We start from the raw sequence: 13178 nt of genomic DNA, 5'->3' as shown, positions 1-13178 counted from the left end.
GGCCCACTCACCGTCGCTGCCGGATAATGCCTAACCTTATGAGACATCCGCCCGTTTTGCCGGCAGCCCCATGACCGAACTCGTGCTTACGCTTATCAGTGCCGCGCTGCTCAACAACTTCGTGTTGCACTGGCCGCTGGGCGTCGATCCGCTGTTGGCGGGCAGTCGTCGGCAGGTGCATGCGCTGGGGCTGGCGACGTTATGCCTGATGGTCATCGTCGGCGTGGTTGGCTACACAGTCTGGCACTGGTTGCTGGTACCCCTGCAACTGCAAGCGCTGCGCCTGTTCGTGTTTTTGCCATTGAGCGTGTTGCTGATCGCGCCGTTGCTGAAACTCTTGGCGCGCGGGTTGCCGAACCTGCCGTTCGAGGGTTTGTGGCCGCTGTTGCTGGGCAACGCCGGCGTGCTTGGGCTGGCGCTGATCAATGCGCAGAGCGATCAAGGCCTGCTGCACGCGACAGCAATGAGCCTCGGTGCCGGGCTGGGTTTCTGGCTGGTGCTGAGTCTGTTCAGCGATTTGCGTGAGCGTACAACCGACAACGATATTCCCCTGCCCTTTCGCGGACTGCCTATCGACCTGATCGGCGCCGGACTGATCGCAGTGATTTTTCTCGGATTCAGTGGACTGATCAAAACATGAGTCTGATTCAACGCATCGACGCCCTTCTGCCGCAGACACAGTGCGGCAAGTGCGGGCATCCAGGATGCAAACCTTACGCACAGGGCATCGTCGACGGCGAGCCGATCAACAAATGCCCGCCGGGTGGTGATGAAACCATCGCGGCGCTGGCCGAGCTGTTGAAAGTGCCGGTGCTGGAACTGGACGTCAGTCGCGGTTCGGCGCCAGCGCAGGTGGCTTACATCCGCGAAGCCGAATGCATCGGCTGCACCAAGTGCATTCAGGCCTGCCCGATTGATGCCATCGTCGGCGCGGCGAAATTGATGCACACCGTTCTGATCGACGAATGCACCGGTTGCGACCTTTGCGTGGCGCCCTGCCCGGTGGACTGCATCGAAATGCATCCCCTGCCACCGAGCACACTGCCGGTGGTCGGTGGCCTCGCGTTCAGTCTTGAAGAACAGCGCGCGCGCGCCGCAAAACGTGATCACGCCCGCCAGCGCTTTGAACGACGCAATGCCCGTCTGCAACGCGAAGAACAACACAAACAGGCTGAGCGCGAGGCGCGAGCCAAACGCGCCGCTCAATCTGAAGTGACAACGCTCGACCCGGTGCAAGCTGCACTGGAACGCGTGCGCGCGCAAAAATCCGCAGGCGCCGACGCCGCACTGAAAAAAGCCAAGATCGATGTCGCGATGAGCCGCGCGCAACTGCATAAATCGCTGAAAGCCTTTGGTCATCCGCCGACCTTTGAACAGCAGTCGCAATTGATCGTATTGCAGCAGCAATTCGAAGTGGCTGAACAGGCTTTGGCCAAACTCGAAAGCAGCGCACCCGCCACTCCGGCAGCGCCAGCGCCGGCGAAAGACGCGGACCTGAAACGGGCAAAAATTCAATTGGCCATGCGCCGCACCGAACTGAAAAAGGCCCAGACCGCCGAAACGCCGACCGAGCAGGTTGCCACGCTGGAACAGGCGTTACGTGACGCCGAGCAAGCCCTTCACGCCGCCGAAGCGGCCAGCGATCAGCCTGTGCCTGACTTGGTGCGCGTGGAAAAACGCCCGATCGACAGCCAACTTCGTCAGTTGAAAACCGAATTGGCCTACGCCCGCGCTGACCTGAACAAACTCGAACGACGCGCTGACACCCCGGCCGAAACCCTCGACAAGGCCCGCGCCCGCCTGCAAGACGCCGAGCGCCAGGTGCAAGACCATGTTGCCCCTTGAAACACCCGACGATCGCCTGCAACAGGCGATGAGACTGGTGCTGCTTGCCATGCTGCCGGGACTGCTGAGCATGTTGTGGTTTTACGGATGGGGCGTATTGATCAATCTGATCCTTTGCGTCACCTGCGCACTGGCGGTCGAGGCAGGCGTGGCACGCCTGCGCGGGCAAGCGTTGCAGCCGCTGCTCGGTGACGGCAGCGCACTGGTCAGCGCGACTTTGTTGGCCGTCGCCCTGCCGCCCTATTGCCCTTGGTGGCTGACGATGACGGCAACCGCCGCAGGTCTGCTGTTTGGCAAACATCTGTACGGCGGCGTGGGCAAAAACCCGTTCAATCCGGCCATGCTCGGTTTTGCCTTGGTCATCGTGATGTTCCCGCAGCCAATGACCCAATGGCCAGCCCATGGCATGGCGCTGCTCGACGCCTTGCAGCAGGTATTCAATCCGGCGCAGGTCCCGGACGCCTGGGTTCAGGCCACGGCCCTGGACAGCCTGCGCATCAATAAAAGCCTGACCATCGATGAATTGTTCGCCGCCAACCCGGCCTTCGGGCGCTTCGGCGGGCGAGGCATGGAATGGGTCAATCTGGCGTTTCTCGCCGGCGGGCTGTTTCTGCTGCAACGGCGAGTATTCGGCTGGCACGCGCCCGTCGGTATGCTCGCCAGCCTGTTTTTAGTCAGCCTGCTGTGCTGGAACGGATCGGGCTCGGACTCCCACGGCTCGCCGCTGTTACATCTGCTGAGCGGTGCCACCATGCTCGGCGCGTTTTTCATCATCACCGAACCGGTATCCGGGGCAAAAAATGCGCTGGCGCGCGTGCTGTTCGGCGCCGGAGTCGGGCTGCTGACTTACCTGATCCGCACCTGGGGCGGTTACCCGGACGGCGTCGCGTTCGCGGTGCTGTTAATGAATCTCTGCGTGCCGGCACTCGAGCGTTTTGCTCTGAGCCGACAGAAACCGGTGCGCCCATGAACCGCACAAAGAGCGCACTTACGCTGCTGCTGTTGGCTTTCGTCGGCATCACGGCGACGTATCTTGTGCAACGCAGCAATGCGCCGCAGATTGCCGCCGAACAGCGTCTGCTCGACAGTCGCAAACTGCTCGACGTGCTCGCACCCGACAGCTACGACAATCAACCACTCGAACAACCGCTGGCCCTGGCGGACGTTGCCTTGAGCCACAGCACACTCACCGGTGGCTATCGCGCGAGCAAAGCCGGGCGACCGGTTGCAGTGTTGCTGCGCAGCCGCAGCAAGGGTTATGCAGGCAGCATCGAACTGCTGATTGCCATTGATAACCATGGAAAATTGCTGGGGGTAAAAACCCTCAAGCAAAATGAAACGCCCGCGCTTGGCGGGCATCTGGGCGAATGGCCGAATGCATGGCTTTCGGTATTTGTAGGGAAATCGAGTGATGAGCCGACAGATGCCGGTTGGGCGCTGAAAAAGGATCAGGGGCAATTCGATCAAATGGCCGGTGCGACCATCACCTCCCGCGCGGTGATCAACGCTGTCCATGACGCTCTGCGTTACTTTGACCAACATCGTGTGGCATTGCTGGGGAGCCCACCATGAACCGCACGGCGCACGTGGCGAATTCATTGATGCTCATGCTTTTGCTCGGGACGACGAGTTCGTTGGCTGGCGCGCTGGGCGCGATCTTGATATTCGCGGTGGTAGTGGGCGCCTATGGCTTGTGCATGTCTTTTTTACGCTCGCGCCTGACGCCTGCGGCCACCTGGTCAGCAGCGCTGCTGCTCGCCGCGACGCTGACCAGTTGTGCCGAGGTTTTCGCGCAGCTTTGGTTTCTTCCGTGGCATCAGGCTTTTGGTCTGTATGCGGGGTTGACTGCCTTGCAGTGCCTGGTACTCGAACACAACGGATTTTTCCGCCAGACATCGAGCGAGCGCCTCAAGCTAAGCGGTATGTTCAGCGCCTTGATGGTGATACTCGCCGTGGTGCGTGAACTCGCAGGCCAGGGTCGCTTGGGCCGAGGACTGTTAGAACACTGGCAAGGTCTGGTTTTATTCAGCGAGGGCCTGCCTCTGGCAACCCTGGTTCCCGGCGCGCTGATTATGTTGGGCCTGCTGCTCGCGGCCCGTCAGGCCTGGACTCGCTCGAACTCTATCCCCAAGGAAACGCATCGCCCATGAATGCCGCAAAACGTCTTGAGATTTTCCGCCGACTGCACGAAGACAATCCCGAGCCGAAAACCGAACTGGCCTACTCCTCGCCCTTCGAATTGCTGATTGCGGTGATTCTTTCGGCGCAGTCGACCGACGTTGGCGTAAACAAGGCGACGGCCAAGCTGTACCCGGTCGCCAACACCCCGGCAGCGATCTACGCGCTGGGCGTCGAGGGGCTGTCCGAATACATCAAGACCATCGGCCTCTACAACAGCAAGGCCAAAAACGTCATCGAAACGTGCCGCTTGCTGGTCGAACGCCACAACGGTGAAGTGCCGCAAACGCGTGAGGAGCTCGAAGCGTTGCCCGGTGTCGGCCGAAAGACTGCCAATGTGGTGCTCAACACGGCTTTCCGTCAGCTGACGATGGCCGTAGACACGCACATCTTCCGAGTCAGCAACCGCACGGGCATCGCTCCGGGCAAAAATGTGGTCGAGGTGGAAAACAAGCTTATGAAGTTTGTACCAAAGCAATTCCTGCTCGATTCCCACCACTGGCTGATTCTTCACGGACGCTACGTGTGTCTGGCCCGCAAGCCCCGGTGCGGCAGTTGCCGAATCGAAGACTTGTGCGAATACAAACAAAAAACATCGGACGATTGATCAGTTATAGAAATAAATGAGTGATCGATTGAAAAAATCTTTTTTACCCGCCGCCGGAATGTCGATATAAGGGGCGCCAACGGCAGTCTTAGGGTGGGAGTTAATCTGATGAGTACTGATAAAGAGGAACTGGAACTGGAAGTGGATGATGACCCCACGGACGACGCCGAACCCGTGGTTGAAGTCGCCAAGACCAACCTGAGCAAACGCCGCACGATCGACAATCTGCTGGAGGAGCGCCGACTGCAAAAGAAGTTGGCCGATTACGACTTTGATTTCTGATATTTGAAAGCCTCCCGAAACGGAGGCTTTTTCGCTTTTGATGGCTAGCTGAATTCGATCGGCCCATGACCCCGTCAGCGACTGAAGTATTCAGACAAGCCCGTTGCGCTGGGCCAGCTCGATCAGATCAACCAGTGAACGCGCATTGAGTTTCAGCAACAAGCGAGTCTTGTAGGTGCTCACTGTCTTGTTACTCAAAAACATTCCATCGGCGATTTCCTTGTTGGTCTTACCCCGCGCCAACTGTTGCAGCACCATCATCTCGCGCCCCGAAAGGCGATCCACCATGTCTGCTTCACTGGCATTGCCCAGGCTGGTACGTACCGTGTGCAACGCCTGATTGGGAAAATAACTGTAGCCAGATAAAACAGCTTTGATGGCACTTAGCAACTCGGTCAAATCCTGCTGTTTGCATACATAACCCGCCGCCCCCGACTGCATGCACCGCATTGAAAAATGACCCGGCGCCTGGGAAGTCAATACCAGGACTTTAATAGGCATTGCGACCGACGTTAGTCGTGCAATTACTTCCAGACCATCAAGTTTCGGTATTCCAATATCCAGAATGACAATATCCGGCATTTGTTCGCGAGCCAGTTGTAATGCATCCACGCCGTTATCCGTTTCTGCAATGACTTCGTAGCCATGACGTTCCATCAGCATACGTACCGCAAGACGAATGACGGGGTGGTCATCCACGATCAGCACTTTATTCATGGGCAAGTCCAGTTTCGCTGTTCGAATTTTTAGAACACGCACAATAGCCCAGCCATTTGCTCTATGGCATGTCAGGTCTCTCATGCACTTGCACCGAGAGACATCCCCTACAGCCATCGAGGAATATTCCTACAAAAAACCCGTATTACTATAAACATCCGACAAAAAAACTCTTTCAGCAGTCTGCAAAACTTTCGATTTTCACTTGTAACAGTGCGCGACCGATATTTGCCGAACAGCAGCCTCGAAGACCTTTTTCATGAAAGCCAATCGGTAGCACGGTGCGAAATGCCTGCATAACACCTGAAATATTGCGCAATTCAGAAACATCAAGCAATGACGGCAATCTCCTACAAACCTCTTGTACAAGTCAGAAAACTATAAACACTTGAAACAAGATATTTATATTCAAACAAATACTTTTGCTATACATAGAAAACACCCAACACCAACTTACCCACAAACCAAAACATACAACCCGCTCATGACGCACGACCTCAACAGGAGAGCAAGAGCATGTTAAAAATCAGAAAAAGAATTACTAATCCGATGACGGTTATCGCCATATTTGCCGCAATTTCGGAAGGATCCGCCGCGGTATCTTTGCCATTTCTTGACAACAAAGATCGAGAGATTTACGTCTGGTTTCTTATTATCTTCCCATTTTACTTGTTATTTCTTTTCTTCATCACTTTGAACTTCAATCACCGCACGCTTTATTCACCCTCAGATTTCGGCAAGGACAAAAGCTTTTTAAAAGTCATCGACAATGATGACCGCGACAGCAAACGGAACGCACCACCGCACGAGCCCGACTCACAGACGACTTTCGGGATATCAAGTCATATCGTCGCCAGCGAAGCCTCTGCTGCAGAGCGCAGGGACTCGTGCAAAGTTCATAATGCATCCGACCCGCCGCCTGACATCAGTGCGAAGCCGACCCTGAAGGTTCAATACAGCCTTCAGCTGTCCGCGCCTTTCAGCAACCTGCACATCATTGATGCACGAGATATTGATGCGTCGAGAGAACTCGCCACAATCCTGGAAATAATCCGACGAGCCGACAGGAAAACGGTGCGGGTCATCATATTTCTTTCCAACCATGTGTCGGACGCTTCACTGACGAAAAGAGCGCTACTGCGGATCAGGCATGCGAAGAAAGGCTCAGGCACAACACTCTGTATTATTTACAATCTGTGTTCACAGACGGTCACGCTGTTGGGAAGAGTTTGAAAAATGCGGCATTGCACCGCAAGCAAATGGACTAGGAACATTGCAGCTAAGTGTTGGACAACAGAATTCTGTAAAAAAGGGCGGCCCGTCTCGAAGACGGGGCCGCCCTTTTATTGCGCGTCAGTCTGAAAATCAGAACAGCTTGCGGCCCTTGTTGGCAGCAATGCGCATGCGCAGCGCGTTGAGCTTGATGAAGCCCGCCGCGTCGGCCTGGTTGTAAGCACCGCCATCCTCTTCGAAGGTCGCGATGTTGGCATCGAACAGCGAATCGTCGGACTTGCGGCCCGTCACGATCACGTTGCCTTTGTACAACTTCAGGCGAACCACACCATTCACGCTGGTTTGGGAAGCGTCGATCATCTGTTGCAGCATCAGACGCTCAGGGCTCCACCAGTAACCGGTGTAGATCAGACTGGCGTACTTTGGCATCAGCTCGTCTTTCAAGTGAGCGACTTCGCGGTCCAGGGTGATCGATTCAATGGCGCGGTGAGCACGCAGCATGATCGTACCGCCCGGAGTCTCGTAGCAACCGCGGGACTTCATGCCGACATAACGGTTTTCGACGATGTCGAGACGGCCGATACCGTGCGCACCACCGATCTTGTTCAGCGTCGCCAGCACGGTGGCCGGGGTCATTTCGACGCCGTCCAGCGCAACGATGTCGCCATTACGGTAGGTCAGTTCCAGGTACTGCGGGGTGTCGGGAGCCTTCTCCGGGGAGACGGTCCAACGCCACATGTCCTCTTCGTGCTCGGTCCAGGTGTCTTCCAGCACGCCGCCTTCATAGGAGATGTGCAGCAGGTTGGCGTCCATCGAGTACGGGGATTTCTTTTTGCCGTGGCGCTCGATCGGGATCGCGTGCTTCTCGGCATAGTCCATCAGCTTCTCGCGGGACAGCAGGTCCCACTCACGCCACGGCGCGATCACTTTCACGCCTGGCTTGAGCGCGTACGCACCCAGTTCGAAACGCACCTGATCGTTGCCCTTGCCGGTGGCGCCATGGGAAATGGCGTCAGCGCCGGTTTCATTGGCGATTTCGATCAGACGCTTGGCGATCAGTGGACGTGCGATGGAAGTACCCAGCAGGTACTCGCCCTCGTAAACGGTGTTGGCGCGGAACATCGGGAACACGAAGTCACGCACGAATTCTTCGCGCAGATCGTCGATGTAGATTTCTTTGACGCCCATGGCCTGAGCCTTGGCGCGGGCCGGCTCGACCTCTTCGCCTTGACCGAGATCAGCGGTGAAGGTCACCACTTCACAGTTATAAGTATCCTGCAGCCACTTGAGGATCACCGAAGTGTCCAGGCCGCCGGAATACGCCAGAACGACCTTGTTTACGTCCGCCATGCCATCACTCCACGGGGTTCTACGGAAAGCCGAGGAGTCTACCGCCCAAACGCGATAATTTACAGAGGCGCGACAGCTTAAGACGACAAAGCGACAGAATCTGTCGAGGGCGCGACGATGACCGGCGGGTCAGGAAGTTGCCGCAGCGTTCGCTGGCGTGCTGGCAGTGGGTGCAGGTGCGGTCGTCGGGGCTACTCGCGCAAGGTGCACGTTGACCCGACGGTTCTTCGCGCGGTTGCTCGCATTGGTGTTAGGAACCAATGGGTAGCGCTCACCATGGAAACGTACGGTGATCTGCGATTCCTGAATGCCATTGGCCTTGAAGAAATCAACCACGGCCAAGGCCCGACGACGGGACAGTTCGCGATTGGTCAGACGATTGCCGCTGTTGTCCGAGTGGCCATCGAGTTCGATGTGGTTAACCGTCGGATCAGCCTTCATGTACTCGAGCATCACTTGCAGCTTGGCCTTGGCAGCGGCATCGAGCTCGATACCTTCGCCGGGGAAGCCGATCTGCGATTGTTTAACCTGTTCGAAATTCTGCGGCAGCAATTTCGCCACACAGCCCTGGTAATCGTTGAAGGCCTTGTTGAACCTGACCGGCAACAAACGCACTTCCGAGACCCGACCATCGCTCGAGGCGCGACGGACGACAGGACTGCGCCCATCCATCAGACCACTGATCAAGCCGCCGGCCTGAGACTGCGAGCTGTTGAACAGGACGTTGCCGCTGCCCAGTCTTACGGTGCCCAGATTGATGTCGCCGCGCCCTGGCTGCCACGGTGCTGCGGCGGCGAGCAACGTCGCCGAACCGCCGCCGAGCATGGCGTTGTAGGCATTCAGACGGAAAATCGCCTGTTCGCCGGCCTTGCGCACGAACTCACCCGAGCCGAAATCCGTGATCGGTTGTGTCAGGCGGCACTCGAACTTGTCGCCGGCGACCGTCCACTCAATGTTCTCCAGGCGAGTCTGGTACGTAAGCGCCATCGCAGGAAAACTGGCAAACACACTGAGCAAGGCTAAATATCGCTGGCGCACGGGAGGCTCCATTGGCTTCTGAAACACAAAGACCGATTCACACTACGTTTACGGCATACCTACGGGATATCGGAAGGTTCCCGCAAAACTTGATAGCGAGTGCCTGCAAGAGTCTTTTCCGGTAGCATTCGCCTCAGTTTGACCCGCCTGGAATCCCCTCATGTCCGACCGCCTGACCCTGCTGCGTCCCGACGACTGGCATATTCATCTTCGCGATGGTGCCGTGTTGACCAATACCGTTGCCGATGTTGCGCGCACGTTTGGTCGCGCCATCATCATGCCCAACCTGGTACCACCGGTGCGCAACGCCGCTGAAGCCGACGGCTATCGCCAGCGGATTCTCGCTGCCCGCCCGGCCGGCAGTCGCTTTGAGCCGTTGATGGTGCTGTACCTTACCGACCGCACCCAGCCCGAAGAAATTCGCGAGGCCAAGGCCAGCGGTTTCGTGCACGCCGCCAAGCTGTACCCGGCCGGCGCCACCACCAATTCGGATTCTGGCGTCACCAGCATCGACAAGATCTTCCCGGCAATCGAGGCCATGGCCGAAGTCGGGATGCCATTGTTGATTCACGGCGAAGTCACCCGTGGCGATGTCGACGTGTTCGACCGCGAAAAAATCTTCATCGATGAGCACATGCGTCGCGTTGTCGAGCGTTTCCCGACGCTCAAGGTTGTTTTCGAACACATCACCACCGCCGATGCCGTGCAGTTCGTCAACGAGGCCCCGGCCAACGTTGGCGCGACCATCACCGCGCATCACCTGCTGTACAACCGCAACCACATGCTGGTGGGCGGGATTCGGCCGCACTTCTACTGCCTGCCGATCCTCAAGCGCAACACCCATCAGGAAGCCCTTCTCGATGCCGCCACCAGCGGCAGCGCGAAGTTCTTCCTCGGCACCGACTCGGCGCCGCACGCTCAGCACGCAAAGGAAGCCGCTTGCGGCTGTGCTGGCTGCTACACCGCGTACGCCGCCATCGAGATGTATGCCGAAGCCTTTGAACAACGCAATGCGCTGGACAAGCTCGAAGCGTTCGCCAGCCTCAATGGCCCGCGCTTCTATGGCCTGCCGGTGAACACCGATCGCATCACCCTGGTTCGTGACGAATGGACCGCCCCAACCAGCCTGCCCTTTGGCGAGCTGACCGTTATCCCGCTGCGCGCCGGTGAAAAACTGCGCTGGCGCCTGCTGGAGGAACACGCGTGAGTGAAGACCATTTCGACGACGAACTGGACGGTCAAAGTGGCGGCGGCGGTTCCCGTCACCCAATGGCAGCACGCTTTCGCGGCTACCTGCCGGTTGTTGTCGACGTAGAAACCGGTGGCTTCAATTCGGCCACCGATGCGTTGCTGGAGATTGCCGCGACTACTATCGCCATGGATGAAAAGGGTTTCGTTTATCCGGATCACACCTACTTCTTCCGTGTCGAGCCGTTCGAAGGCGCCAACATTGAAGCAGCAGCACTGGAGTTCACCGGCATCAAGCTGGACCACCCGCTGCGCATGGCTGTCAGCGAAGAGACGGCACTGACCGACATCTTCCGTGGCATTCGCAAGGCGCTGAAGGCCAACGGCTGCAAGCGCGCGATTCTGGTCGGCCACAACAGCAGCTTCGACCTTGGCTTCCTCAATGCCGCCGTTGCGCGACTGGACATGAAGCGCAATCCGTTCCACCCGTTCTCCAGTTTTGACACGGCGACGCTGGCCGGTCTGGCTTACGGCCAAACCGTACTGGCGAAAGCCTGTCAGGCGGCCGACATCGATTTCGACGGTCGTGAGGCGCACTCCGCGCGTTACGACACCGAGAAAACCGCCGAGCTGTTCTGTGGCATCGTCAATCGCTGGAAACAGATGGGCGGCTGGGAAGACTTCAACGACTGATCCTGGTCGGTTTTCTCCCGCGCGAAAAAAACCGGCCACGTGGGCCGGTTTTTTTACCGCAACGTTGCGCCTTACAGGGCAGCAGCGTTCTCGGTCAGGTAAGCAGCAACGCCTTCTGGCGAAGCGTTCATGCCTTTGTCGCCTTTTTTCCAGTTGGCAGGGCAGACTTCGCCGTGCTCTTCGTGGAATTGCAGAGCATCGACCAGACGGATCAGCTCTTCCATGTTACGGCCCAGTGGCAGGTCGTTGATGATCTGCGAGCGGACAACGCCTTTGTCGTCGATCAGGAAGGCGCCACGGAAAGCCACGCCGCCTTCGGATTCAACGTCGTAAGCCTTGGCGATGTCGTGCTTCATGTCGGCAGCCATGGTGTATTTCACCTGGCCGATGCCGCCATTGTTCACTGGGGTGTTGCGCCATGCGTTGTGGGTGAAGTGCGAGTCGATCGACACAGCGATCACTTCAACGTTGCGTGCCTTGAAGTCAGCCATGCGGTTGTCCAGAGCGATCAGCTCGGACGGGCAGACGAAGGTGAAGTCCAGTGGGTAGAAGAACACCAGGCCGTATTTGCCTTTGATGGCCGAGGACAGGGTGAAGCTGTCAACGATCTCGCCATTGCCGAGTACGGCCGGGACGGTGAAGTCTGGGGCTTGTTTGCCTACGAGTACGCTCATTGATATCTCCTGGTGTAGAAACTTGAAGTTCAGGGTCCGGGCCAGCCTGCCACCCTCAAGCGACAGCCCTGTGACACGAACCCCCTTCGCAAGGGCCGACCATCATACACTGCGTTTTTCGCCTGTCCTTAACGGTTTTTCGCAGTTGCCGATCACAGGGCTGCATTTACGGGGCCAGGCAGATAGCCAGTAATCACCGTTCGTCAGTCATGGACCAATTCGGTGAAAAGGCCTCGCAAAGCACTTTGACAATCATTCTCGTTATTATTAAGATCCATCGCAATTGAGTCACAACCAGCGACGGTTCTCACTTATGTATGTTTGTCTCTGCACTGGCGTCACCGACGGACAGATCCGCGAAGCGATCTATGAAGGTTGCTGCAGCTATAAAGAAGTCCGCCAGGCCACCGGCGTCGCCAGCCAGTGCGGCAAATGTGCCTGCCTTGCCAAGGAAGTGGTTCGCGAAACCCTGACCAAGCTGCAAACCGCCCAGGCCGCGATTCCTTATCCAGTAGAATTTACTGCTGCGTAACTACCCCTATTCCAAAGAACCGGACTTATGTCCGGTTTTTTTATGCCTGTAAATCAAGCGCTTAGGCTCCAGACGCGGAACACAAACATTCTTATTCCGATTAATTTTCATATATTATTCAACAACTTAGGTTTGACACTTATAAGTACGAAGCTCAAACTCCGCCTTATATACAGCTATTACAGGGCAGGACTCCGATCATGAAAGGCGACATTACAGTCATCCAGCATCTCAACAAGATCCTTGCCAATGAGCTGGTCGCGATCAATCAGTACTTCCTGCATGCGCGCATGTATGAAGATTGGGGCCTGAACAAGCTGGGCAAGCACGAGTACAAAGAATCCATCGACGAGATGAAGCACGCGGACAAGCTGATCAAGCGCATCCTGTTCCTCGAAGGTCTTCCAAACGTGCAGGACCTGGGCAAGCTGCACATCGGCGAGCACACCCAGGAAATGCTGGAGTGCGACCTGCGTATCGAGAAGACCGGCCATGCTGACCTGAAAGCTGCAATCGCGCATTGCGAAACCGTTGGCGACTTTGGCAGCCGTGAGCTGCTCGAAGATATCCTCGAATCCGAAGAAGAACATATCGACTGGCTGGAAACCCAACTGGGCCTGATCGGCAAAGTCGGTCTTGAGAACTATCTGCAATCGCAGATGGGCGAAGAGTGATTTAACACTCGCCAAATTCAAGACATTAAAAAACCCCGCCCTCTTTCGAGGTGCGGGGCTTTTTATTGGCTGAAGATCAAAAGATCGCAGCCTCGTTTCACTCGACAGCCCCTATAGGGGGAGCGTGTGTCGAATGAACCGGCGGGGAAGCAAAGAAGCTTGCTTCC

General features: G+C 57.0%; 17 protein-coding genes. 12 read left to right on the top strand and 5 right to left on the bottom strand.

Translation table 11 applies throughout. The annotated features are described in order from the left end of the window. Positions 1-70 precede the first annotated feature (70 nt). From H8B20_RS06265 to H8B20_RS06235, 7 genes are all read left to right on the top strand, one after another. Positions 71-640: an electron transport complex protein RnfA gene (locus tag H8B20_RS06265; RefSeq protein ID WP_047302879.1), complete on the top strand. Its 570-nt coding sequence runs from the start codon at positions 71-73 to the stop codon at positions 638-640. Continuing rightward, a complete protein-coding gene (gene rsxB, locus H8B20_RS06260) occupies positions 637-1845 on the top strand; it encodes an electron transport complex subunit RsxB (protein ID WP_210622647.1) in 1209 nt (402 codons plus the stop codon). The genes H8B20_RS06265 and rsxB overlap by 4 nt, the downstream gene beginning before the upstream one ends. Further along, positions 1832-2815, top strand: a complete 984-nt coding sequence (locus H8B20_RS06255) for an RnfABCDGE type electron transport complex subunit D (protein WP_210622646.1) — start codon at positions 1832-1834, stop codon at positions 2813-2815. The genes rsxB and H8B20_RS06255 overlap by 14 nt, the downstream gene beginning before the upstream one ends. Then, positions 2812-3417, top strand: a complete 606-nt coding sequence (locus tag H8B20_RS06250; RefSeq protein ID WP_210622645.1) for an RnfABCDGE type electron transport complex subunit G — start codon at positions 2812-2814, stop codon at positions 3415-3417. Before H8B20_RS06255 ends, H8B20_RS06250 begins: the two co-directional genes overlap by 4 nt. Then, positions 3414-3995, top strand: a complete 582-nt coding sequence (locus tag H8B20_RS06245; RefSeq protein WP_210622644.1) for an Rnf-Nqr domain containing protein — start codon at positions 3414-3416, stop codon at positions 3993-3995. Before H8B20_RS06250 ends, H8B20_RS06245 begins: the two co-directional genes overlap by 4 nt. Next, positions 3992-4630, top strand: coding sequence for an endonuclease III (gene nth / locus H8B20_RS06240; protein WP_047302889.1), 639 nt, complete (start codon positions 3992-3994; stop codon positions 4628-4630). Before H8B20_RS06245 ends, nth begins: the two co-directional genes overlap by 4 nt. A 108-nt stretch (positions 4631-4738) precedes the next feature. Continuing rightward, positions 4739-4912 (top strand): PA3496 family putative envelope integrity protein, encoded by a 174-nt coding sequence (locus tag H8B20_RS06235; RefSeq protein ID WP_115147783.1) that lies wholly within the window; start codon positions 4739-4741, stop codon positions 4910-4912. A 90-nt stretch (positions 4913-5002) separates the two neighbouring features. Here H8B20_RS06235 and H8B20_RS06230 read toward each other — a convergent pair whose 3' ends face one another. Together H8B20_RS06230 and H8B20_RS06225 are read right to left on the bottom strand one after the other, a co-directional pair. After that, complete coding sequence (locus tag H8B20_RS06230) at positions 5003-5629, bottom strand: response regulator transcription factor (RefSeq protein ID WP_042560733.1); 627 nt, start codon at positions 5627-5629, stop codon at positions 5003-5005. A 175-nt stretch (positions 5630-5804) separates the two neighbouring features. Further along, a complete protein-coding gene (locus H8B20_RS06225; protein ID WP_210622643.1) occupies positions 5805-5966 on the bottom strand; it encodes a hypothetical protein in 162 nt (53 codons plus the stop codon). 179 nt (positions 5967-6145) lie between these two features. Here H8B20_RS06225 and H8B20_RS06220 point away from each other — a divergent pair, with 179 nt between their 5' ends. Further along, entirely contained in the window at positions 6146-6862 is a 717-nt protein-coding gene (locus H8B20_RS06220; RefSeq protein WP_210622642.1) for a hypothetical protein, read from the top strand. 132 nt (positions 6863-6994) lie between these two features. On the opposite strand, the gene H8B20_RS06215 is transcribed toward H8B20_RS06220, so the two are convergent. Together H8B20_RS06215 and H8B20_RS06210 are read right to left on the bottom strand one after the other, a co-directional pair. After that, on the bottom strand, positions 6995-8212 hold the full coding sequence (locus H8B20_RS06215) for an argininosuccinate synthase (RefSeq protein WP_042560735.1): 1218 nt from the start codon (positions 8210-8212) through the stop codon (positions 6995-6997). A 129-nt stretch (positions 8213-8341) separates the two neighbouring features. Continuing rightward, positions 8342-9250 (bottom strand): flagellar protein MotY, encoded by a 909-nt coding sequence (locus H8B20_RS06210; protein WP_210622641.1) that lies wholly within the window; start codon positions 9248-9250, stop codon positions 8342-8344. 160 nt (positions 9251-9410) lie between these two features. On the opposite strand from H8B20_RS06210, the gene pyrC reads away from it, so the two are divergent. Further along, a complete protein-coding gene (gene pyrC, locus H8B20_RS06205; protein WP_042560737.1) occupies positions 9411-10457 on the top strand; it encodes a dihydroorotase in 1047 nt (348 codons plus the stop codon). Next, a complete protein-coding gene (gene rnt / locus H8B20_RS06200; RefSeq protein WP_042560738.1) occupies positions 10454-11131 on the top strand; it encodes a ribonuclease T in 678 nt (225 codons plus the stop codon). Before pyrC ends, rnt begins: the two co-directional genes overlap by 4 nt. Before the next feature lie 71 nt (positions 11132-11202). Here the strand turns inward: rnt and H8B20_RS06195 are convergent, their stop codons facing one another. Then, positions 11203-11805 (bottom strand): peroxiredoxin, encoded by a 603-nt coding sequence (locus H8B20_RS06195; protein ID WP_003227723.1) that lies wholly within the window; start codon positions 11803-11805, stop codon positions 11203-11205. A 313-nt stretch (positions 11806-12118) separates the two neighbouring features. Here H8B20_RS06195 and H8B20_RS06190 point away from each other — a divergent pair, with 313 nt between their 5' ends. Together H8B20_RS06190 and bfr are read left to right on the top strand one after the other, a co-directional pair. Next, complete coding sequence (locus H8B20_RS06190; protein WP_003227725.1) at positions 12119-12337, top strand: bacterioferritin-associated ferredoxin; 219 nt, start codon at positions 12119-12121, stop codon at positions 12335-12337. Positions 12338-12537: 200 nt separating this feature from the next. Continuing rightward, positions 12538-13011, top strand: a complete 474-nt coding sequence (gene bfr, locus H8B20_RS06185; RefSeq protein ID WP_042560739.1) for a bacterioferritin — start codon at positions 12538-12540, stop codon at positions 13009-13011. The last annotated feature ends 167 nt before the right edge of the window (positions 13012-13178 follow it).

It is taken from the genome of Pseudomonas sp. P42 (assembly GCF_017973755.1).
Taxonomy (GTDB): domain Bacteria; phylum Pseudomonadota; class Gammaproteobacteria; order Pseudomonadales; family Pseudomonadaceae; genus Aquipseudomonas; species Aquipseudomonas iridis.
This window is presented reverse-complemented; position numbering and strand designations above follow the sequence as displayed.